The organism is Streptomyces sp. NPDC047853 (genome assembly GCF_043204535.1).
Lineage (GTDB): Bacteria > Actinomycetota > Actinomycetes > Streptomycetales > Streptomycetaceae > Streptomyces.
In genome coordinates this window covers 276,306-297,433 of sequence record NZ_JBIDCI010000011.1, presented here as the reverse complement: position 1 = coordinate 297,433, position 21,128 = coordinate 276,306, and the positions used below count along the sequence as shown (strand labels likewise).

At 74.1% G+C, this 21,128-nt stretch carries 22 protein-coding genes; 5 read left to right on the top strand and 17 right to left on the bottom strand.

Annotation, left to right across the window (positions count from 1 at the left end):
• The first annotated feature begins 359 nt into the window (after positions 1-359).
• Entirely contained in the window at positions 360-1,157 is a 798-nt protein-coding gene (locus ACGF5T_RS22300) for a class I SAM-dependent methyltransferase (RefSeq protein ID WP_356605122.1), read from the top strand.
• Between the two features lie 48 nt (positions 1,158-1,205).
• Here the strand turns inward: ACGF5T_RS22300 and ACGF5T_RS22295 are convergent, their stop codons facing one another.
• Positions 1,206-1,511: a hypothetical protein gene (locus ACGF5T_RS22295; RefSeq protein WP_366766992.1), complete on the bottom strand. Its 306-nt coding sequence runs from the start codon at positions 1,509-1,511 to the stop codon at positions 1,206-1,208.
• Positions 1,512-1,850: 339 nt separating this feature from the next.
• Here ACGF5T_RS22295 and ACGF5T_RS22290 point away from each other — a divergent pair, with 339 nt between their 5' ends.
• Positions 1,851-3,512: an alkaline phosphatase D family protein gene (locus ACGF5T_RS22290; protein WP_356605124.1), complete on the top strand. Its 1,662-nt coding sequence runs from the start codon at positions 1,851-1,853 to the stop codon at positions 3,510-3,512.
• 190 nt (positions 3,513-3,702) lie between these two features.
• Entirely contained in the window at positions 3,703-5,082 is a 1,380-nt protein-coding gene (locus ACGF5T_RS22285) for a trypsin-like serine protease (protein ID WP_366766916.1), read from the top strand.
• 102 nt (positions 5,083-5,184) lie between these two features.
• Here the strand turns inward: ACGF5T_RS22285 and ACGF5T_RS22280 are convergent, their stop codons facing one another.
• The 8 genes from ACGF5T_RS22280 to ACGF5T_RS22245 form a co-directional block, all read right to left on the bottom strand.
• The gene (locus ACGF5T_RS22280; protein ID WP_366766917.1) at positions 5,185-6,279 is read right to left on the bottom strand and encodes a serine hydrolase domain-containing protein; all 1,095 of its coding nucleotides are present in this window, start codon (positions 6,277-6,279) and stop codon (positions 5,185-5,187) included.
• Positions 6,276-7,196, bottom strand: coding sequence for a DUF6895 family protein (locus tag ACGF5T_RS22275; protein ID WP_361015713.1), 921 nt, complete (start codon positions 7,194-7,196; stop codon positions 6,276-6,278). Before ACGF5T_RS22275 ends, ACGF5T_RS22280 begins: the two co-directional genes overlap by 4 nt.
• A complete protein-coding gene (locus ACGF5T_RS22270) occupies positions 7,193-8,146 on the bottom strand; it encodes a DUF6895 family protein (RefSeq protein ID WP_366766918.1) in 954 nt (317 codons plus the stop codon). The genes ACGF5T_RS22275 and ACGF5T_RS22270 overlap by 4 nt, the downstream gene beginning before the upstream one ends.
• Positions 8,143-8,850 carry a hypothetical protein gene (locus ACGF5T_RS22265; protein ID WP_356605134.1) on the bottom strand — a complete coding sequence of 236 codons (708 nt, stop codon included), beginning with the start codon at positions 8,848-8,850 and terminating at the stop codon, positions 8,143-8,145. Before ACGF5T_RS22265 ends, ACGF5T_RS22270 begins: the two co-directional genes overlap by 4 nt.
• 21 nt (positions 8,851-8,871) lie before the next feature.
• The gene (locus ACGF5T_RS22260) at positions 8,872-9,060 is read right to left on the bottom strand and encodes a hypothetical protein (RefSeq protein WP_356605136.1); all 189 of its coding nucleotides are present in this window, start codon (positions 9,058-9,060) and stop codon (positions 8,872-8,874) included.
• Positions 9,061-9,192: 132 nt separating this feature from the next.
• Entirely contained in the window at positions 9,193-10,932 is a 1,740-nt protein-coding gene (locus tag ACGF5T_RS22255; protein ID WP_366766919.1) for a RecQ family ATP-dependent DNA helicase, read from the bottom strand.
• A 121-nt stretch (positions 10,933-11,053) separates the two neighbouring features.
• On the bottom strand, positions 11,054-11,689 hold the full coding sequence (locus tag ACGF5T_RS22250) for a class I SAM-dependent methyltransferase (RefSeq protein ID WP_361015722.1): 636 nt from the start codon (positions 11,687-11,689) through the stop codon (positions 11,054-11,056).
• A 196-nt stretch (positions 11,690-11,885) separates the two neighbouring features.
• Positions 11,886-12,869: a mechanosensitive ion channel family protein gene (locus ACGF5T_RS22245; protein WP_361015724.1), complete on the bottom strand. Its 984-nt coding sequence runs from the start codon at positions 12,867-12,869 to the stop codon at positions 11,886-11,888.
• 241 nt (positions 12,870-13,110) lie between these two features.
• Between ACGF5T_RS22245 and ACGF5T_RS22240 the strand changes: the two genes are divergently transcribed.
• Positions 13,111-13,377 carry a hypothetical protein gene (locus ACGF5T_RS22240; protein WP_356605144.1) on the top strand — a complete coding sequence of 89 codons (267 nt, stop codon included), beginning with the start codon at positions 13,111-13,113 and terminating at the stop codon, positions 13,375-13,377.
• On the opposite strand, the gene ACGF5T_RS22235 is transcribed toward ACGF5T_RS22240, so the two are convergent.
• Positions 13,309-14,304, bottom strand: a complete 996-nt coding sequence (locus ACGF5T_RS22235) for a cytochrome c oxidase assembly protein (RefSeq protein WP_366766920.1) — start codon at positions 14,302-14,304, stop codon at positions 13,309-13,311. The genes ACGF5T_RS22240 and ACGF5T_RS22235 overlap by 69 nt on opposite strands.
• The gene (locus tag ACGF5T_RS22230) at positions 14,304-14,861 is read right to left on the bottom strand and encodes a DUF2243 domain-containing protein (RefSeq protein ID WP_356605148.1); all 558 of its coding nucleotides are present in this window, start codon (positions 14,859-14,861) and stop codon (positions 14,304-14,306) included. Before ACGF5T_RS22230 ends, ACGF5T_RS22235 begins: the two co-directional genes overlap by 1 nt.
• Before the next feature lie 259 nt (positions 14,862-15,120).
• Here ACGF5T_RS22230 and ACGF5T_RS22225 point away from each other — a divergent pair, with 259 nt between their 5' ends.
• Positions 15,121-15,558: a PPOX class F420-dependent oxidoreductase gene (locus tag ACGF5T_RS22225; RefSeq protein ID WP_361015730.1), complete on the top strand. Its 438-nt coding sequence runs from the start codon at positions 15,121-15,123 to the stop codon at positions 15,556-15,558.
• Positions 15,559-15,565: 7 nt separating this feature from the next.
• Here ACGF5T_RS22225 and ACGF5T_RS22220 read toward each other — a convergent pair whose 3' ends face one another.
• The 6 genes from ACGF5T_RS22220 to ACGF5T_RS22195 all read right to left on the bottom strand — a co-directional run bounded on the left by ACGF5T_RS22220 (position 15,566) and on the right by ACGF5T_RS22195 (position 21,028).
• Entirely contained in the window at positions 15,566-17,692 is a 2,127-nt protein-coding gene (locus tag ACGF5T_RS22220; protein WP_356605151.1) for an MMPL family transporter, read from the bottom strand.
• 153 nt (positions 17,693-17,845) lie between these two features.
• Positions 17,846-18,352, bottom strand: a complete 507-nt coding sequence (locus ACGF5T_RS22215) for a MarR family winged helix-turn-helix transcriptional regulator (RefSeq protein WP_366766921.1) — start codon at positions 18,350-18,352, stop codon at positions 17,846-17,848.
• 71 nt (positions 18,353-18,423) lie between these two features.
• Positions 18,424-18,885, bottom strand: a complete 462-nt coding sequence (locus tag ACGF5T_RS22210) for a hypothetical protein (RefSeq protein ID WP_356605155.1) — start codon at positions 18,883-18,885, stop codon at positions 18,424-18,426.
• A 175-nt stretch (positions 18,886-19,060) separates the two neighbouring features.
• Complete coding sequence (locus ACGF5T_RS22205) at positions 19,061-19,393, bottom strand: DUF3140 domain-containing protein (protein ID WP_366766922.1); 333 nt, start codon at positions 19,391-19,393, stop codon at positions 19,061-19,063.
• 7 nt (positions 19,394-19,400) lie between these two features.
• Positions 19,401-19,628, bottom strand: a complete 228-nt coding sequence (locus ACGF5T_RS22200) for a DUF2945 domain-containing protein (RefSeq protein WP_366766923.1) — start codon at positions 19,626-19,628, stop codon at positions 19,401-19,403.
• Positions 19,629-19,726: 98 nt separating this feature from the next.
• Positions 19,727-21,028, bottom strand: a complete 1,302-nt coding sequence (locus tag ACGF5T_RS22195; protein WP_366766993.1) for an NAD(P)/FAD-dependent oxidoreductase — start codon at positions 21,026-21,028, stop codon at positions 19,727-19,729.
• Between the last annotated feature and the right edge of the window lie 100 nt (positions 21,029-21,128).

The following is a 21,128-nucleotide window of genomic DNA, read 5'->3' as shown; positions in this document are numbered from 1 at the left end:
ACGAAGCGCCTCCCAGTCCGGACCTCCACCCGGAGGCAAGACTATACGTCCAGGCTCTGGACGGAAAGTCCACATGGCCTGATCGCGGCGTCCGGCCACCGCGAAGACGTCCGGATTCGGCCCCCACCCGTCCGGCCGCGAGCCGAAGGAGTGCACGGCCCGGCGCGCCCATGTCGTCCGCATCCGCGCGGCCGGTCCGGCCGGAGACTACTGGTCGTTCCAGTGGACCGGCACGGCCCTCCCCGGCGCCCTCCTCACCTCGGGACGCACCGTCGCCACGCTCCTGTCGCCGCGCCGCCGGGCCCTGGCCCCGGCATCCTCCACACCGCCCAGCCCCTCACCCGGAGGTCGATCCGCCCGTGCCCGAGGCAGCCGAGTCCCCGAAACTGCGCAGCAACCGCGCCGCGCTCCGCCACAAGGTCGGATACGCGCTACGCCACCCCGAGCGCGTCGGCCCGTACCTCCGGCGGGCCGGCCGGGACGCCTGGCTGCGGCTCAGGCAACCGGACCACGTCGGCTACTACCGGGCGGTGATGGCCTCCGACACCCGCCGCGACCCGGAGGCGGCGGTGGGCAGCCGGACCCACGACCGCTGGCTGGCGCTCGGGCGGATGCAGTTCGACTACCTGGTCGAACACGGCCTGCGCCCCGAGCACCGCATGCTCGACATCGGCTGCGGCAACCTGCGCGGCGGCTGGCGGTTCATCGACCACCTGGACGCCGGCCACTACTACGGCATCGACATCTCGCCGGACATCCTGATCGCGGCGAAGGACACCGTGACCGAACGGGGCCTCCAGGCGAAGCTGCCCCACCTGACCCTCACCCGGGACCTCCGGCTGGAGTTCCTGCCCGCGGACCACTTCGACGTCGTCCACGCGCACAGCGTCTTCTCGCACTCGCCGCCGAGCGTCATCGACGAATGCCTCGCGCACGTCGGGCGCGTCCTGACCGTCACGGGGTTCTTCGACTTCACCTTCGACCGCACGGAGGGCGCCGAGCACCAGGTGCTCCGGGAGGACTTCTACTACCGCACCGACACCCTGCTCACGCTGGCCGCCCGGCACCGCCTGCACGCCCGCTTCATGGAGGACTGGGAGAAGCGGCCGCACGGCCAGTCCAAGATCCGTGTCAGCCGCTCACCGCTGCCCTCGTAGGCGCTCCCCGCCCGCGACACCCGTGCGGTACGGACCGTGCCCCGACCCCTACGGGCGCGGGTTGACGCGCCGCCAGCCCGGGCGGGCGTCCGCTCCCCGGCGGCCCGCCGCGGCGGCGCAGCGGGGGCAGACCCGGCGGACCTCGTCGGCCGCACCGCCCGACTCGGGCAGCACGTCGGTCCAGGCGACCGCCGCGAAACGGGACAGCCGCGAACGGTGGAGCGAGAGGCCGCACACCGTCTGGTTCATGCCCTGCTCCCAGGCGTGCACCTCGCCGGCCGGCAGCCACCGGTTGTCCTCCGGGTCCCACCAGCGACCGGATGCGGCCACGCCGTAGCGCCGTGTCCTGGCCATCGGCTCCGCCACCCGCCTTCCTCGTACCCGTCCCGTGCGCCCCTTCCCCGGACGGCCCGGGTGCCCCGGGCGGGGGGCGCCACACCGGCGTACCTCCTCCTGTGTGATCACTCAGCAAGTCCTGACGGTTTCGGCTGTTTTGTCTGCTTAGAGTGCGGGGTCCGCGCATCACGGGTCGACGCCACCGCGCGACGGGACCCCGGCACGGACGGCGCACCACACCGGCCCGCCCCGACGGCGAGTACCCCGGGCCGACGTGCGTCGGGCGACCGCCCGGGGCCACCCGGTTCCCCGTGCCGCTCGTCCACGGACCGCCCGCCCTGTACGAGAGGACACCAGATGGCGCCCACGGGCCGTCACAGCCGACTGGCCGAGCACGCCTTCTCCCCGCACGACGCCGTGATGGGCGCCGCCGCACGCCACATCGGCCGCCGGCGCTTCCTCACCGTCACCGCGGCCGCCGCCGCGCTCGCCTTCTCCACCAACCTGCCGGCCCGCGGCGCGGTCGCCGCGCCCCTGCGCAAGGCCCGGATCACCAGCGACCCGTTCACCCTCGGCGTCGCCTCCGGCGACCCACTGCCGGGCTCGGTGCTGCTGTGGACCCGGCTGGCGCCCGAGCCGTTCCTGGAGGACGGCGGGATGGGCACGGAGCGGGTCACGGTCGAGTGGGAGGTCGCCCTCGACGAGTACTTCGCGGCCGTCCTGTTCCGGGGCACCGCCGAGGCGCACGCCGAGTACGCCCACAGCGTGCACGTCGACGTCCAGGGCCTGACCCCGGGCACGGTGTACTACTACCGGTTCCGCACCGGCGTCTGGCTCAGTCCGACGGGCCGCACCCGCACCGCTCCGGCGGAGAGCAGCGCGACCTCCTCGATGAAGCTGGCGGCCGTCGCCTGCCAGGCATACCAGGACGGCTACTACACGGTGTACCGGCACGTCGCCCAGGACGACGTCGACGTCGTCCTCCACCTCGGCGACTACCTCTACGAGTACGCGGTCAACTCGGCGGGCGGGGAGCGCCGGTACACCGACATCGTGCTGCCCGACGTGTTCAACCGCGAGACCATGACCCTCGCGGACTACCGGCTGCGCTACTCGCTGTACAAGAGCGACGAGGACCTCAAGGCCGCCCACGCCACGCATCCCTTCGTGGTCACCTGGGACGATCACGAGACCGAGAACAACTACGCGGGCAGCATCCCGGAGAACGGCATCCCGCCGGAGGAGTTCCTGCTGCGGCGGGCGGCCGCCTACCGCGCCTTCTGGGAGAACCAGCCGCTGCGCGCGGCCCAGCTCCCCCAGGGCCCGGACGCCCAGCTGTACCGCCGGCTGCACTGGGGCACGCTCGCCCAGTTCGACCTCCTCGACACCCGCCAGTACCGCTCCGACCAGGCCTACGACGACCGGCCGCACGCGCCGGGCCCCGAGTCGGACGACCCGGCGCGCACCATCACCGGCGCCGCGCAGGAGCAGTGGCTGCTCAACGGCTGGCAGAGCTCGTCGGCGCTGTGGAACGTGATGCCCCAGCAGGTCTGCTTCTCGCAGCGCAAGTTCGACGTGACCGCCGACGCCGCGCTCTCCATGGACGCGTGGGACGGCTACCGCGCGTCCCGCGCCCGGGTCGTCGCCGGGGCGAAGGCGGCGGGCGTCGAGAACTGGCTGATCCTCACCGGCGACGTGCACGTGGGCTACGCCCTCGACGTCAAGGAGAACTTCGACGACCCGGCCTCCGCCACCGTCGGCACCGAGGTCACCTGCACCTCCGTGGCCAGCGGCCGGGACGGTGTCGAGAAGCCCGCGAACTGGGACCTGTACATGCAGGCCAACCCGCACATGAAGCACTACGACGCCAGGCGCGGCTACGTCCGGGCCGAACTCGGGCGGCTGTCGACCCGCCTCGACTTCAGGACCGTCTCCGCCATCAGCACGCCCGGTGCCCCCGTCGCCACGACCGCGTCGTTCGTCACCGAGGCGGGCGCGCCCGGCCTGAAGCCGGCCTGAGCGCGGCCCGGCGCGCGCCCGCGTACTGCACATGGCACCCACCGCGTCCCCCATAGCGCGAAAGACGGCCGGGTCCGACATCCCGGCGCGTCCGCGCGGCAAGGACTGAGACGTCGCCGCAGTCGTACCCCGACCGACGGTCCCCCACCGATCCCGCTGTCTCGTACAGCCCCTGAAGGAGGCACATCGCATGGTCGCCGGACATGCCGCGCGCAGCCGCCGCGCCGCCCTGACCGCGCTCGGCACCCTGGTACTGACCGCACTTCCCTCGGTCGCCTCGGCCGCGCCGCCACCCGCCCCGGGGCCGCGGCCCGCCGCCTCCTCGACCCTCGGCGCCGACCGGCCGTCGGCGCAGGTGCTGCACGCGATGGAGCGGGACCTGGAACTGACGCCGGGCCAGGCGTCGGCCCGGCTGGTCAACGAGGCCGAGGCGGGCACCCGCGCGGGCATGCTGCGCAACACGCTGGGCGACCGCTTCGCCGGCGCCTGGGTGAGCGGCGCGACCTCCGACGAGCTGACGGTCGCCACCACCGACGCCGCCGACACCGCCGCCATCGAGGCGCAGGGCGCCAAGGCCGCCGTCGTCGCCAGAGGGCTCGGTGAGCTGCGGACGGTCAAGCAGCGGCTGGACGACGCCGCCGCGGCCGGTTCGCAGTCCCCCGAGACGCCGGTCTGGTACGTCGACGTGAAGGCCAACCGGGTCATGGTCCAGGCCACCAGCGAGCGGGCCGCGGCGGCCTTCGCGGAGGCCGCCGGAGTCGGGAGCCAGGACATCGGTGTCCGGGTCTCGGCCGACCGGCCCCGGGTGCTGGAGGACCTCGTCGGCGGCGACGCCTACTACATCGACGGACAGGCCCGCTGCTCCATCGGGTTCTCCGTGACAAAGGACCAGCAGCAGGGCTTCGCCACGGCGGGGCACTGCGGCAAGCCGGGCGCGACGACCACCGGCTTCAACGAGGCGGCCCAGGGCACCTTCCAGGCGTCGACGTTCCCGGGCAAGGACATGGCCTGGGTGGGCGTCAACGCGGACTGGACGGCCACGCCGGACGTCAAGGCGCAGGACGGCCAGAAGGTGCAGATCGCCGGCTCGGTGGAGGCGCTGGTGGGCGCGTCGGTGTGCCGTTCGGGTTCCACCACCGGGTGGCACTGCGGCACGGTCCAGCAGCACGACACGAGCGTCAACTACGCGGAGGGCACCGTCGACGGGCTGACCGAGACGACGGTGTGCGCGGAGCCCGGCGACTCGGGCGGCCCGTACGTCGCGGGCGCCCAGGCGCAGGGCACCACGTCCGGCGGCTCAGGTGACTGCACGAACGGCGGGACCACCTTCTACCAGCCGATCAACCCGCTGCTCAGCGACTTCGGCCTGACCCTGAGGACCACCGCCGCAGAGGCGGGCACGCCCGCGCCGCAGGACAACGCGGCGGCCGACGCGTGGGCCGCGGGCCGGGTCTACGAGACCGGGGCCACGGTGTCCCACTCGGGCGTGCGGTACCGCTGCCTGCAGAACCACCAGGCGCAGGGTGTCTGGTCGCCCGAGAGCACGCCGGCCCTGTGGCAGCGTGTCTGACCGACGGTGAACCGCCGGGCGGCGGTCGGCGCGGGGTCGCTGCTGGACGCGGCGGCCCCGCGCCCGCCTTGTGCGGTGGCCCCGTCACCCGTCCAGGAGGAATCACCCGTCCATGAGGAACGCGTACGCGGTGGCGATGAACGGGTCGCGGGCGCGGAACCGCCGGCTGCACAGTGCGGCCAGGGCCGTGCCGGTGTCGGGCCGGAAGCCCAGGAACGCCTGCTGGCCCAGGGTGGCCCCGCTGTGGAAGTACATCGGTCCGCCGTCGGTGGGGTGCCGGAACCAGGCCACGGTGTGCACGTGCCGGTGCCCGAGCCCGCGCCGGAGCACCGGCACCCGTACGGCCCGCAGCGCGCCCGCCAACGGTGAGCCCGCCGGGTCGAGGTGGGCCTCGAGGAAGGCGAGCAGGTCGTGCGGGGTGGAGCGGACGGCGCCGGCCGCCTGGAAGCCGCCGGCGTCCAGCGCGGGCACGGGCGTGCGGCCGTCCTTGCGGTGCCCGGTGGCGTCGGTCCCGGGGCCCTCGGCGTGCAGGGCCGTGCCGCTCAGTCCGAGCGGGCGCAGGACGTGTGCGGAGAGCAGGTCCTCCCACGCCGTGCCGGTGGCCGCGGCGACGGCGTGACCGAGGAGGGAGACGCCGTAGTTGGAGTAGTGCCAGCGGGTGCCGGGGCGGTGCCTCGGGCGGTGGTCGAGGAACGCGGCGGTCAACCGCTCGGCCGGGTAGCGGGCGTAGGGGTTGGTGCGCCACGCCGGCAGGGCGCGGCGGACGAAGCCGGGGGGCAGCGCGGGCAGTCCCGAGGTGTGGGTGACGAGGTGGGCGAGCGTGACCGGGTCCGGGCCGGGCGGCCGGGTCGCGTCGAGGCAGACGGCCGCCGCTTCGCCCCCGGTGAGCGCGCCGCCTCGGATCAGCCGGGCCAGCAGCAGTCCGGTGAACGTCTTGGAGGCCGAGCCGATCTCGTAGCGCAGGTCCTCCCGCGGGACGGCGGGCGGCGGGGCGGTGCCCCCGCTGTGCAGGGTGCGCCGGCCGTGCCGGGAGACGGCGAAGACGACGTCGGGTGCGTCGGCGGCGTCGACGGCCTCGGCCAGCCGCTCGCGCAGCACCCGCTCGTCGCCGGGCCCCGGGAGGTCCGGGCGCGGGGGCGGTGCCGGGGTGTCCTCGTCGGCGGGGTCGCCGGGCCAGGGTGCGGCACGGCCCGTCATGAGGCGGTGTGCGCCAGCTCGGACAGGGCGCGGGAGGTGGCCAACACCGAGGCGAAGGCGGCGACCAGCGTCGGGTGGTAGATCATGTCGAACACGCTGTCGCGGTCGCCCTCGGGCATCGTCCGTACGGCGGGCATGGCGCCGTCGGGCTGCTGGGCCGCGGCGAAGCCCTGCCAGGCGGGTTCGTCGAGGGTGGGCCGGGGCAGGCAGGCGTCGACGACGAGGAGTTCTCCGAGCAGGTCCCAGCGTTCCAGGTCCAGCCAGTCGTCGATCCACACCGGGAGCCAGGTGGCGAGGTAGTCGGCGACGGGGCCGGGCAGGCCCTCGGGGTGCTCGCCCCAGTCGGTGAGGTGGAAGACGGTGTGGGTGATGTCGTAGGCGGTGTGGCCCTCGACGGTCCACGGTTCGGGGGTGCCGGCCAGCCAGGTGGTGCCCACCAGGTCGGCCTCGGGGGGCCGGGCCGCCAGGCCGAAGCGGCGCTGGAAGGCGGACAGGCCCAGGCGCCGGGTCGCCGTCACCGGGAACCGTGCCCAGCTGTCCAGCCGGTGGTTGAGCACCGCGGCCCGCTCCACGTCGGGCTGGCTGTACCCCAGTTCCTTGAACGGCAGGTACACCTCGAAGGGGACGGGCGAGAAGGGCTCGACGCGCTGCCCGCGCACCAGCATGCGGCCGCCGTCCAGGGTGTCCCGCCAGACGTGGTCGAGCAGCTGCCGGGCCAGTTGCGCCTGCCGGGACCCGGCGACGCCCTCACGGAAGAGCACCTTGCAGATGAGGGCGAGTTCACCGATCGGCTTGAAGCGTTCCAGGAAGCCGATCTCGGGGTCCACGTCCGGCTCCAGCCGGAACCCGTCGCGGTGGGCCCAGAGCCACTCCAGGGCGTCGGCTCCGACGCGGTGGATCAGGCGGGTGTCCGTCATCTGGGCACTCCTTGTCCGGCGTGGTCCACGTCCCGGAGCCGTGCGGTGGTGAGGGCAGCCGCGAACACGGCCATCAGGGTGGAGTGGTAGCAGTCGGTGAAGGCGTAGGGGTCCTCGTGGCCGGCCCCGGACCCGCCCGCCGCGGCGTCCTGCGTCGCGCCCTCCTCGGGGAGCGCGCCGGACGCGTGCTGCGCCTCGGCGACGCGCTGCCAGGCGTCCTCCAGCACCGCCGGTCCGGGTGGCCGCGGCAGGCTCGCCGCCACGGCCAGCAGCTCGCAGCTCAGGTCCCACATCCGGGCCTCCAGGCAGGTGTCGAGCCAGGGGGGCAGCCAGTGCAGCAGGTAGTCCGCGAGGTCCGGTGGCATCCCCTGGGGGGTGCGGCCCCACTCGGTGAGGTGGAAGACGACGTGGGTCAGCGCGTAACCGCTCGCACGTTCGAAGGTCCACGGTTCCGGCAGGCCGCCCAGCCAGGTGCGGCTCAGTGCCTGTGGCACCGGGCCGTGCGGGCGCAGGCCGCTGCGCCGCTCCGCCTCGACGACCCCGAGCCGCCGGGTGGGGTACTGCTCGGTCAGCCGCCAGCCGCGGGTCCGGGCCACCACGGCGGCGGACGCCTCGTAACCGGCGTGCCGGTGGCCCGCCGAGGCGAAGGCCGCGTACACCTCCAGCGGGTAGGTGGCGAACGGCTCCAGCGACTGCACCAGCGGGAACAGTTCGCCGCGGCGGGTCTGTTGCCAGGCGAACTCCAGCAGCTCGCAGGCGCGGGCGTGGAGCGGGTCCGACGGCACCGTGCACGCGGACACCGACGCGCAGACCTGGGCCAGTTCGCCCAGCGGCTTCCAGGTGCGGTTCACCTGCCCGTCGGCGGCCAGCGCGTCCTCTCCGAGCACGAACCCGTCGCGGTGCGCGCTCACCCACTCCAGGGCGGCCTCCTCCACCCGCCGGACGCTCACAGGAGCACTCCGGCGGGCATCAGCCGGGCCGCCTCGAGCTGAAGGGCCACCCGGGGGTCGCCGCCGCCCATCAGCCGTACGAAGTCCAGTCCGGTCTCCAGGCCGAGGGTGTCGGGCACCCCGTCCAGCAGGGAGAGCCAGCGACCGGCTCCGGCCGCCTGCCGCCAGTCGCGGCGGCGGACCGCCCGTACGAAGCCGCGGGCGACGTCCACCGGCCGGTCGCGGGCCGCACGGGTCACCGCGCACTCCTCGCCGGGCAGCGCGAGCGGCGCGAGGACGGCGAGCTGATGGGTCAGGACCTGCCAGCTCGCTCCGTCGAGCCAGCCGGCGTCGGGCTCCGCGCCGGGGTCGCCGGCGAGCGGGTCGTCCAGGGGCTGTTCGATCCGGCGCAGGGCCCGGGCCATGGCCCAGTGGCTCCACACCACGGCGGGGGCCGCGTCGTCGCGCGGCGGATGGGCCGCCACGGCGTCCTTGAACACGGCCAGTTGCCCCGGGTCGGGCGGAACGCGCAGCAGGGCGGTGGGCAGCAGTGTGTCGGCACCCAGCACGCGCATCGCCGCACGCGCCACGCCGTCACCCGCGCCGCCTCCCGCCGAGGTGCCCCCCGCTCGCACGTGGTCTCCGCTCCGAAGAGCGGAGACCACGTCGGAAGCGAGGTCCAGCACCGTGCCCTCTAGGAGGGCTGATGTGCTCGACTGCTCCATGTTGTCACTCCCGTCGATCCGTCAGCCCTTCTTCGGGCGCGGGGTCGGCGGCGAGAGCAGCAGACTGGTTCCTCCGGACTGGAGGGCGAGCGCGGCGCACTCGCGGCTGTCACGGAAGACTCCGTCGGGCTCGGCGGGGTCGAGTGCCGCTTCGATGTCGATGTTCTCGGTGCGGGTGAGTTCCTCGAGCACCTTGTCCTTGGAAGGCATTTCCTCATCTCCCTCTGGTAGCCGAAGGGCCTTCACACCACAGGTGTCCGGTGAGCCACAAAGCATGCCTCTCTTCTCAAAATTCTCAGAAGATAACTTCTTCAACAAAACGGACATACAAGATGCGCTGGGTCAGTCCTCGCCCCCGCCCTCCTCCGGTGCGACGGTGAGCAGGTCCTCCCGGTCGGCCAGAGCCTCCAGGGACAGCGTGCGGTAGCCGGCCCGGTCGAACAGGACGGTGATGCGGTCCCCGTCCTCGCTCAGCACCGTCCCCTCGCCCCACTCGGCGTGCCGCACCTGCGTACCCACCGGAAAGGCGCGGGCGGGCGTCTTCGGCGCCCCGCCCTCCCGGGGCCCGTTCCCCTGTGACCCGTTCCCCCGGGACCCGTCCTCCTGAGCCCCGTCCTCCCGTGCCTCGCAGACGTCGCAGGCGCCGCACGGAGGCTCGTACTCCTCACCGAAGTAGCCGAGCAGGAACCGGCGTCTGCAGCCGGTGGTCTCGGCGTACGCGCGGGCCATCGCGACCCGGGTCCGGTCGGTCCGCCGATGGGCGTCGGCCGCGTCCTCGGCCAGGTCGGCCGCCGCCTCGGGCGGCGTGCCGGGGTCCGGCCGGACCCCGCCGTCCTCGCCGGTGGCGACGGCCCCGGACTCCTCCAGCAGGTTCACCGCGGCGGTGACGCGGTTGCGGGACATCCCGGTGTCCCGGCGCAGTTCGTCCAGGTCCGCCGGGTCGGGTCCGTGCTCGTGGACGGCGTCGGCGACCTCGGACAGCACGCCGCGGCCGGGGGTGCGGCCGGCGAAGTACGTCTGCATGCCGGTGTCCTCGGGCCGGTAGTGGAGTACGGCGAGTGCCGGGTCGCCGTCCCGGCCGCAGCGGCCGATCTCCTGGTAGTACGCGTCCGGCGAGCCCGGCAGCGAGGCGTGCAGCACGAACCGTACGTCCTCCTTGTCGATGCCCATCCCGAACGCGGAGGTGGCCACGACCACGTCGGCGTCCCCCGCGAGGAACGCGTCGTGGACACGGGTGCGTTCGGCCGCGCGCAGTCCCGCGTGGTAGGCCTCGGCGGCCAGTCCGAGGGCGGACAGCTCCTCGGCGAAGTACTCGGCGTCCTTGCGGGTGGCCGCGTAGACGATGCCGGGTTTCGGTTCGGCGGCGGCCCGTTCGACGAGTGCGCGGCGCCGGTCGTCCTCGTCGCGGAAGCGCTGGACCTCCAGCCGGATGTTCGGGCGGTCGAAGCTCGTCACCGTCACCCGGGGCCGGTCCATGCCGAGCCGTTCGGTGATCTCCCGGCGCACGGGCGGGGCCGCCGTCGCGGTGAGGGCGAGCACCGGGGGCCGGCCCACGCGCCGGGCGGCCTGCCCGAGGCGGAGGTAGTCGGGGCGGAAGTCGTGGCCCCAGGAGGCGACGCACTGGGCCTCGTCCACCACGAAGAGGGCGGGCCGGGCGTCGGCCAGCCGTTCCAGCACCTCGTCCTTGGCCAGTTGCTCCGGCGACAGGTACAGGAACCGGGCCTCGCCCCGCCGCACCGCGTCCCAGGCGGCCTCGGTCCGGGCCGCGGTGAGGTCGGAGTTCACCGCCACCGCACCCGGGGCGCGGGCCCCCTCGGGCAGCCCGGCGATCTGGTCCCGCTGGAGGGCGAGCAGCGGGGAGACGACCACCACCGGTCCGGACATCAGGACGCCGGGGACCTGGTAGACCGCCGACTTGCCGGAGCCGGTCGGCATGACGACCAGGGCGTCCCGGCCGCCCAGCACCGCCTCCATGGCCTCCAGTTGCTCGGGCAGGAGGCTGTCCCAGCCGTACACCTCGGCGGCGGTACGGCGCAGGCGCGCCGCCCGCCCTTCGGCCTCCGACCGACTCTGCTCACCCATGGCCGCTCCCTCGCTCCCCGGTTCCGGTCCGGGCGCACCGGTGCCGGTCGCGCCCGCGGCCTGGGTACCCGGAGCGGCCTGCGGGAACCGGCCGCGGACAGCGTTGCGCGGGCGGGCGGGCTCACACCCTGCGAAGACGCCACACGTGGTCGTCGCGGTGGCCCTCGACGCCCTCGGGGGAGACGCTCGGCCGACGGACGGTCTCCTTGGTGTCGACGGTCCACTCGCCGTCCGGCAGGGCGAGTTCGGCGAGGACGCCGTCCAGGGTGGGGAAGACCGCGTCGAAGGGCGGTTCGGTCTGCCAGGAGGGCCAGCCCGCGTGCAGGACCAGCAGCAGGGTGCCGCCGTCGGCCACGGCCCGTGCGGCGTCGCGCAGGACGGTCCGCTGGTCGAGCGGCACCGGGGACTGCAGGTAGTGGGCGCTCACCAGGTCGAAGGACCCGTCGGGGAAGGACCGGCCCAGTTCGTGGCGTTCCCAGGCGACCCGGTCGCCCACGCCGGCGTCGGCGGCGTGGCCGGCGGCGCGCTCCAACGCGGTGCCGGAGATGTCCACACCGGTGACCCGCCAGCCGCGTGCGGCCAGCCACACGGCGTCCGCCCCCTCGCCGCAGCCCAGGTCCAGCGCGGTGCCGGGGGTGAGGCCGCTCGCCTCGCGGACCAGCAGATCGTTGGGACGGCCGCTCCAGACGCGGTCGGCGTCACGGTAGCGGGCCTCCCAGAACTCGGTGGCGGAAGCCTGCGCGGACGTGTCGGTCATGGTGCCTCCCGGAGACGGACGGAACGGTGCTCGGCGGACACGCGGCGACCCGCGCGCCCTGGATGCAGGCTGCCTCCGGCGGGGCCAGGACGACAAAGAACTTTGCCGGTCCGGCAAACCCGCACACCGGCCGGTGGCCCGCCCACGAGGCAGGCGTACGTGCGCTCAGGGGCCCTCGGCCCCGCGTCGCGGCCCGCTAGGCGTCGGCCTCCGCCGCGTCACCACGCATCCACACCGCCCGCGCGAAGGGGATGTCGATGCCGGCCGCGTCGAGGGCGTCCTTGACACGGCGCCGCAGTTCACGGGTGACGGCCCACTGCTGAAGCGGCACGGTCCGCACCGCGACGCGCACCGTGACCCCGTCGGCGTCCAGCGCCTGCACGCCCCACACCGAGACGTCCTCGAGCAGGAGGTCGGCGAAGCGGGGGTCCTCGCTCAGGGTCCGGCCGGTCTCCTCCAGCACGCGGTAGACCGTGTCCAGGTCGGCGTCGTAGGTCACCGCGACGTCCAGGACCGCGCGCGCCCACTCCTGACTGTCGTTGCGGACCCGCATGATCTCGCCGTTGCGGATGTGCCACAGTCCGCCGTTGAGGTCGCGCACGTGGGTCAGGCGCAGGCCCACCTGTTCGACCTCCCCGACGGCCTCGCCGAGGTCGACCGAGTCACCGACGCCGTACTGGTCCTCGATCATGATGAGCAGGCCGGACAGGTAGTCGGCCACCAGGCTCTGCGCGCCGAAGCCGATCGCCAGACCGACCACCCCGGCACTGGCCAGGAGCGGGCCGAGCGCGATGCCGACCTGGTCGAGCACCATGGCCACGCCGACCATGAACAGCACGATGGTCACGGCGCTGCTGAGCACCGAGCCGATCGTGCGGGCCCGTTGTTCGCGTCGCTGCCGCGCCCGGGACCGGTCGCGGTGCAGTACGGCGGCGCCGCGGCCGGAGCGCCGGGGGCGGCTGCGTTCGGGCTCGCCCGCCGGGGGCTCCAGCACCCGCTGGACGACCCGGGTGATGGCCCGCTTGGCCAGTGCGCGCACCACCAGCAGGATGACGACGATGAGCGCGATGCGCAGGGGTATCCCGACCAGTGCCGCCGTGTGGTCGCCGAACCAGTGCGACCACGAGGCCGCCGACTGCGCGTTCTCGGTCGTGCCGGTGGGCGGTGAGGTGTGCGACATCGACTCAGGTGCTCCGTTCCTCGGGGATGACGTGTCTGCCGTCGGCCCCGCCTACCCGGGGACGGCGCGTGCATGACGCCTGACAGGATTCGCCCCGATCAGTCAGATGGTGTCTGCTTATACGCCTTTGGGTGGGTTCAGTGCGTTTGCCTGACGGTTGCGGCATCTTCACTCACGACCGGCCATCACCGGCGCCGAGCCGGGCAGCCGGGAGGAGTCGTCCACCGGAGGGGGCCCCGGCGTGGTTGTCGTCGCCGTCCTGCTGCTGCCCGGCCTGGGGCTGCTGCTGTACACCATGACCTGCCTGGAGGACCGGCTCTTCGGTGATCCGGACCCGACCGCCCGGCACGCCCGGCGCCGCCATCTGCGACTGATCCCCGGGGGCGGAGCCGGCGGCCCGACGGCCAGGCGTTCCGGGCAGCAGGCCGCCGCGCACCGGTCAGCCGGACGCCGGTCGGCCGGACACAGGTCGGCCGGACGCCGGTCGGCCGACCGCGACGCCGCCTGAGCCGGGGCCGCCGCGCACCGCTCCGCTGACCGGCCGTTCGCGACGGCGCCCGCGCTCGGGCCGCCAGGTGGCCACCAGCGCCGCGGCCAGCAGGAGTTCGGCGAGGTCGCCCGCGTAGTACATGATCTCCGCCGCCTGCCGCACCTCGTCGACAGGTGCGTGGACGTGGACGAAGAACCCGCCGTACATCGCCTGGGCGATGAGGGCGTGGGCGGCGATCGCGACGCCCAGGTACACCAGCCGGGCCGGTACGCCGGGCCGACCGGGAGCCGGGTCGGGGCCGGCGACGGCGTACGCGAAGAGGCATCCGGAGGCCAGGAAGTGGGCGTTCATCAGCCAGTGCCCCGCGGGGTGGCCCATCGCCGCGTCGTACAGCGGGGTGAAGTACAGCAGGCCGAGGGTGCCGGTGCTCAGTACGAGCGCGGCGGCGGGGTGGGCGACCAGGCGTGCGAAGCGGCTGTGCAGCAGCGAGGTGATCCGGCGGGCACCGGCCGGTGGCAGGGCGCGGAGTGCCAGGGTGACCGGGGCGGCGAGCACCAGGGCCGGCGGGGCGTACATGCCGATGAGCATGTGCTGGGCCATGTGCCCCCGGAAGTCGGTGTGTGCGGCCGGCCCCAGCGGGGGCAGCAGGGCGACGGCCACCACCGCCAGCCCGCCGAGGAACGACGCCGTCCGCCAGGCGCTCCAGCCCAGGGCGGGGTTGCGGCGCCGGGCCCGGCGGACGGCCAGCAGGTACCCGGCGGCCGCGACCAGGACGAGGGCGAGGACGAGGACGGTCGGTGCCGCCTCCAGGAGGCCGCCCGCGGTGCCCGGGTCGTCGTGGTGCGCGGGGTGCGCGGGGTGGGCGCCGTCGTGCGGGGCGTGATGCGCGTCCTGGTGCGGGGCGAGGGGTGGGCCGAGGGACGAGCCGAGGGGCGAGTCGTCCATCAGGCGCGGCCCTCCGTGCGGCGCGGAGCCTCGGGGTCGAAGGGCTGTCCGCCGCGCTGGAGCAGATGGCCGCCGGCCACGAGCAGGGCGCCGAGGACCAGGAACCCGGCGTCCCACCATGCCTGGTGGGGACCGCCGTGGACGTGGTGGATGCCCAGGACGTGGTGGTCCAGCACGCCCTCGACCAGGTTGAACAGGCCCCACCCGACGAGGATCCAGCCCCACAGCACCCGGGAGGCCCACACCGCCCGCCGGTGGTGGGTGACCCGGGAGTACAGGAGGGCCAGCCCCAGCAGGACCGAGAGCCAGCACACCGTGTGGAAGACGCCGTCCCACACGGTGTTCATCTCCAGCCCGGAGACGGTGTGCGGGTTGTAGTACTTCACTCCGATGCGGTCGTGGTTGGTGCTGGTGAGCATGTGGTGCCACTGGAGGAGCTGGTGGAGCAGGATGCCGTCGACGAAGCCCCCGAGTCCGACTCCGAGGACGATGCCGGGCAGCCTGATGCTGTTCGGCGCCGTCGCGGCCGCTCGGGTCTCCCCTGTCGTGCTGGCCATCGCCTGTACTCCGTCCCGTCGGCGTGCGCGGACCTTCGGGACACGGCTTCCCTCCGGGCGGCCTCCTGTCACGCGCCGGCCGGATCCTTCCGCCCTTTCCCGTCAGATGTGCCGCTGGCTCACCCGGCCCTTGCGCGGGCCGGTCCCCCCGGCCATCGGGGGGCACGCCGCCGGGGACGCCCCGGTCGCGCACACTGGTCGGGGCCGGCCCCGGCGACACCACCTCCGGGCGCCGCGGCACCCCACGTGAGGAGACGCGATGAACACCGAGGAACTGCACGAGGCGGACGCGGAGTTCGTGGAGTTCTGGCAGGAGCGCCGGGTGTGCTTCCTGTCGACGCCGCGCGCCGACGGGAGCCCGCACCTGGTCCCGGTCGGGGTGACGTACGACCACGCCACCCGTACGGCCCGGGTCATCACGAGCCGGGGCACCGCGAAGGTCCGCAACGTCGAGCGGGCGGGGCGTCCCGTCGTCGCCGTGGGCCAGGTGGACGGCAGGCGCTGGTCCACCCTGGAGGGCGTCGCCACCGTGCGGGACGACGCCGGGGCGGTCCGCGACGCGGAGGCCCGGTACGCGGACCGCTACCGGCAGCCCCGGGCGAACCCGGAGCGGGTCGTCATCGAGATCGCCGTACGGCGCTGCCTCGGCACGGTGCGCCCCCTCGCACCGGCCGGGACGGACGCCCGACGCGGCTGAGTCCGGGTCAGCCGCCGTCGGCGGGGCGGTCGGCCGGCGTGCCGGACCGCCCGCCCGGCTCCTCCCGGGAGAGACGGCCGGGCCACCAGGCGACGGCGCCGATGTCCCGGGCGAGCGCCGGGACCAGCAGCGAACGCACCACCAGCGTGTCCAGCAGGACGCCGAAGGCCACGATGAAGGCGATCTGCACGAGGAACGCCAGCGGGATCACCCCGAGCGCGGCGAAGGTGGCGGCGAGGACCACACCGGCCGAGGTGATCACGCCGCCGGTGGCGGTCAGGCCCCGCAGGATGCCCTCCCGCACGCCGTGCTGGAGCGACTCCTGCCGCACCCGGGACATCAGGAAGATGTTGTAGTCCACGCCGAGGGCGACCAGGAACACGAACCCGTACAGGGGCACGGAGGCGTCGGTGCCGCTGAAGCCGAACACATGGGTGAAGACGAGTGCCGAGACGCCCAGGGTGGCGAGGAAGTTCAGCGCCACCGTGGCCACCAGCAGCACCGGCATGAGCAGGGAGCGCAGCAGGGCGATCAGGATGACCAGGATGATGCCGAGGACCACGGGCACGATGAGCGTGCGGTCGTGTGCGGCGGTGCGCTGGGTGTCGTACTGCTGGGCGGTGTAGCCGCCGACCAGGGCGTCGGCCCCGGAGACGTCGTGGACGGCGGACCTGAGCCGGGCCACCGTGTCCTTGGCGGCGTCGCTGTCCGCCGGTGCCTGGAGCGTGGCGTCGATCCGCACCCGCCCGTCGACCACCTTGGGGTCCCCGCCGCCGGGCCGGCCGGAGGCGGTCACCGCGTCCGCGGAGGCCACGCCGCGGGTGTCGCGGGCCGCCGCGAGGACGGGATCGAGCCGGTCGGCGTCCGCGATGACGACGGCGGGGTTGCCGGAACCGCCCGGGAAGTGCCGGGCCAGGGTCTGCTGGGCGGCGACGGAGGGTGTGTCGTTGACGAAGATCTCGTCCAGCGGGACGCCCTTGGACGAGAGGCCCGGCGCGAAGGCGGCGCAGGCGATCAGCGCGGCCAGCGAGACGGCCCACACCCGTCGGGGCGCCCGGTCGACCAGGGCGGCGATGCGGTGCCACAGGCGGTGCCCGGCCTCCGGGTCGCCGGCCCGGACGGGCTTGGCCGGCCAGTAGGCGGCCCGGCCGAGCAGGACCAGGACGGCGGGCAGGAAGGTGAGGGTGCTCAGCACGGCGCAGACGATGCCGATGGCGCCGACGGGTCCGAGCGCGCGGTTGTTGGTAAGGTCGCTGAGCAGCAGCGCGAGCAGGCCCAGGGCGACGGTTCCCGCGCTGGCGACGACGGCCCCCCAGGAGGCGCGCAGGGCGGCGCGCACGGCGCCGAAGCGGTCGGGGTGCAGGGCCAGTTCCTCGCGGAAGCGGGCGGTGACCAGCAGCGCGTAGTCGGTGGCGGCGCCGATGACGAGGATGGAGAGGATGCCCTGGACCTGCCCGTCGACGCGTACGACGCCGCGGTCGGCGAGCGCGTAGACGATCGCGCAGGCCAGCCCCAGCGCGAAGACGGCGCCCAGGATGATGACCAGGGGCAGCAGGACGCTGCGGTAGACGAGCAGCAGGATCACCAGCACCGTGATCAGCGCGACGCCGAGCAGCAGTCCGTCGATGCCGGAGAACGCGTCGGAGAGGTCGGCCTGGGAGGCCGCCGGGCCGGCCAGTTGCGCCCGGGTGTCCGGTACCCGGTCGGCGGCCGCGCCGATGCGTTCGAGCACGTCGGGCAGGCGGTCGCCGAGGTCGGGCTCGACCTGGACCACGGCCTGCAGTGCCTCGCCGTCCTCGGACGGCAACGCGGGTGTCACGGGGCCGGCGACGCCGGGCTCCCCCTCCAGGCCGGCCACCGACCGGGTGGCCTCGGCCCGGTGGCCGGTGACGGCGCCGCCGCCGTCCGCGGTCCACACCACGATCACGGGAAGGGTCTCGTTCTGCTGGAAGGCCTCCTGCTCGTCGATCACCCGGGTGGACTCGGCGCTGCGGGGCAGGAAGGCGGCCTGGTCGTTGGTGGCGACCTCGCCGAGCTTCCCCGCGTACGGTCCGAGCGCACCTCCGATGCCGAGCCAGGCCAGGAGCAGGACGACGGGGACGAGCCAGCGGGCGCGCCGGGAGGGGAGGGACATCGGTGTTCAGGTCTCCTGGAGCTCAGGGGCGCGGAAAAGTGACTCGATCATAAACAATCTCAATGATTGAATTACTTGGGGTCCTCGTGACACGCCTACTACTGCCCGCGCCCCTCCCCCGGATGCACCACGCGTGCACCACGCGTGCGGGAATCAGCGCTCGTCCGTCCGGACGAGCCCCAGCTCCTCGTTCATCGCCGCCATGAAGCGGAGCACGACCGCCAGCTCCCCCTCGTCGAAGCGGGTGCAGGCGGCGGCGGCCGCGCCGGCCAGCGGACGGAAGTAGCTCCTGGCCGCCGCGCGCGCCTCGGGCACGTAGTGCAGATGGACCACGCGGCGGTCGGCGGCCTCCCGGACCCGGCGCACGTGCCCCGCGCGCTCCAGCCGGTCCACGCAGGCCGTGACCGCTCCCGAGGTGAGCCCGAGGTGCTCACGGAGCCGGCCCGGCGTCATGGGCTCCTCCGCGTCGAGGATCGCCGCGAGCGCCTGCACGTCGGTGGCGTGCAGACCGTGGGTGCCGGCGAAACCGTGCACGAGGCGGTTGATCTCGCCGTTCATCCGCCGCATCCGCGCGGCGAGTTCCTGCAGGTCGCCCGCCTCGGGCCCGGTCCGGGTCCCCCGTTCTTGCGCGTGCTGTCCGCGCTGGTTCGCTGTCGACACGTGATCAGCGTATAGAAGGCCCGTCGTGTGCGGCCGCGCGTCCACCGCCGGGGACTTGCAGACCACCGCCGTCAGGTGAAGGGGGCGTTCGGCCGCCGGGTGCCGGGGCTGTCGGGGCGAGCCGTGTGGTCCGGGTGGCCCCGGGTCCGGCGGGTCTCCTTCATCTCCGCCTCGAACAGGTGGTCGCGGCCGTCCGCGAGCCGCTCCACCGCCTCGCGCTCCAGGTCCTTGAACGCCTGGTAGTACGTCCGGTCGTAGGCCTCGACGATCTGGAACGTCCAGTGGCCCGGGATGACGTTGCGCCCGAGGATCTCCCGCTCGACCCGCTCCGCCCACTCCGGGTGGCCCGCCTTGCGCAGCAGTTCCACCGCGCGGTCCAGTTCGAGGTCCGCCGTGCCGGTGAGCTGGTGGAAGGAGAACAGGTGCCCGCGGGCACGCTCGGTCGTCTCCAGGGCCTTGGACAGTGATCCGAGGGCTGCCACCGTGTCGTCGTCGAGACCTTCCGGGCGCCGGTGCGCGTCCTGTTCGTCCATGTGCCGCCGGTTCCTTCCGTCGATGCGCTGATGCTGTGCGGGCCTGGTGCCGTGCGCGGCCTGGTGCTGTGCGGGGCCTGGTGCTGTGCGGGGCCTGGTGCTGTGCGGGGCCTGGTGCTGTGCGGGGCCTGGTGCTGTGCGGGGCCTCGAAGGGGGCGAGGCGCGTGGGCCGGCGTCAGGCCAGTGGGTCGTGGCCCCAGTTCATGAGCGAGTACCGCCACTTGGTGTCCTGGACGTCGCCCGAGGGGCGCTGGGCCAGGTGCCGGCGGATGTAGCCGACGACCTTGCGCATGTGACGGTAGTCGTCGTCCGTGAGGTCACCCTTCTTCGTCCGCTGGATCTCCACGATCCGGCGGCCGGACGCGTGGCCGGTGGACTCTCCCCCGTCCTGGTGCTGCCCCACGTCCCTGGACCGGTCGGACTCCAGCCACTTCTCCAGGTCGGCCGGCTTCATGTTCACCAGCTCCTGGAAGCCCTCCCAGGTCTCCTTCTGCTCCTCGCCGTCCACGGCCGCCTCACTTCTTCTTCAACGAGGACGGCTTGTGCACCGCGGACTTCCCGGACTTGTCGCTGCGGACCTCGTACTGCGGGTCGTCGGGGGACGCGTCCACCGTGCGGCCCGCGGCCTCGGTCCGCTTGGTGATCTTCTTCTCGACCTCGCCCTCGGTCGTGGTGCCGTGGGTGCTCCAGCCGACCTTGTCGCCCTTCTTCAGGTGGTCGCCCTTGTCGCGGTTCTTCGCCATGTCGTGCTCCTTCGTACGTCGGTCGATCCGGACGACGGGGGCTCGCCGGTCGTGTACGGCGCGTGGCTCGCCGGTCGTCGCGGGGACGGGAGGGCGGGTCACGGCGGTACGCCGTCCCTCCCGGTGTTCGCGGGAACCGCGCCCGGCGGATGCGGTCGCGCCCACAGGTCCGCCAGGACCTCCCGCGCCGCCCGGCTGCCGGAGGCCAGCGCGCCCTGGACCGAGCCGGTGGCGCGGTGGTCGCCGCAGACGTAGCGGCCCTCGGACCAGCGTGTGGTGCGGCTCAACGGCCAGGGGGGACGCATGACGGGGAGCGCGCCCTCGACGGTGTACGTGGCGACCGACCGCCAGTCGGCCGTGTCCGTCTCGTACAGCTGCGCCAGCCGCCGCCGGACGCCGTCCTCCCGGCCCGGCGCGTCCGCGCCCAGGACCGACGTGGACACCAGGGAGGTGCCCGGCGGCGCGTAGGTGGGGCTGACCTCGGTCAGCACGCAGGTGTTCAGGACGGCCAGCGTGCTGTCGACCACGAGGATCGGCTCGGACAGCGGTGAGCGGTCGGTGGCGTGGTAGTAGGTGGTGACGGTCCGGCCTGGCGGTACGTCGAGTCCCGGCAGCAGCCGGGCCGCCGTCGCCGCGTCGGTGGCCACGACCACGGCGCCGGCCCGCAGCTCGGTGCCGTCCTGGAGGACCGCGCCCCGGTCGGTGAGGCTCCGTACGGGTGACTCGAGTCGCACGGTGCCCTCGGGGAGCCGGGCGGCCAGCAGCCGCGGCACGCTGCCGATCCCGCGGGCCGGCAGGCAGAGCGTGCCGCGGGCCGTGCTGCGCCACACGAGGTGGAAGAAGCGGGCCGACGTCTCCAGCTCCGGCTCCAGGAACACCCCCGCCAGGAAGGGACGCAGCAGGTGGTCCACCGCCTCGCGGGACAGTCCGCTGCGCGCCAGGGCCTCGGCGGTGGGGCGGTCGCGGCCACGCTTCAGCAGGGCGGCCGGGGCCACCACGTCCCTGGCGGTGAGGCCGGTCAGGGCGGCCAGGTCCCTGGCCCCCAGGGCCCGGCCCGGCAGCAGCCGGCCGGCCTCGCGCGGGCGGCGGGTCGGGTCGGTGAGCCGGACGACGCCGGACGGCGTGTGGGCCAGCACCCCCGGGGTGAACGGCCGCAGTCCGAGTCTGCGCAGCGGCAGCCGGCGTCGTACCTGCGGATAGGCGGTGTTGAAGACCTGGAAGCCGCGGTCCAGGAGGAAGCCGTCCCGGCGGTCCGTGCGCATCCGTCCGCCGACCTCGTCGGAGGCCTCGTGGACCGTCACGTGCAGGTTGGCACGGCTGAGGTCGAAGGCGCAGGCCAGCCCGGCGAGACCGCCCCCGACCACGAGGACGTCCGGTTCCCGGCCGTGCCCGTTGCTCATCATGCGCGCTCCTTAGGCTGTTCACCAGCGTGGACCCGGTGCCGGGGTTCCACCACTCGGCCGCGGACCGCCGGCCGCCGTGCGACGGCCCGGCGAAGCT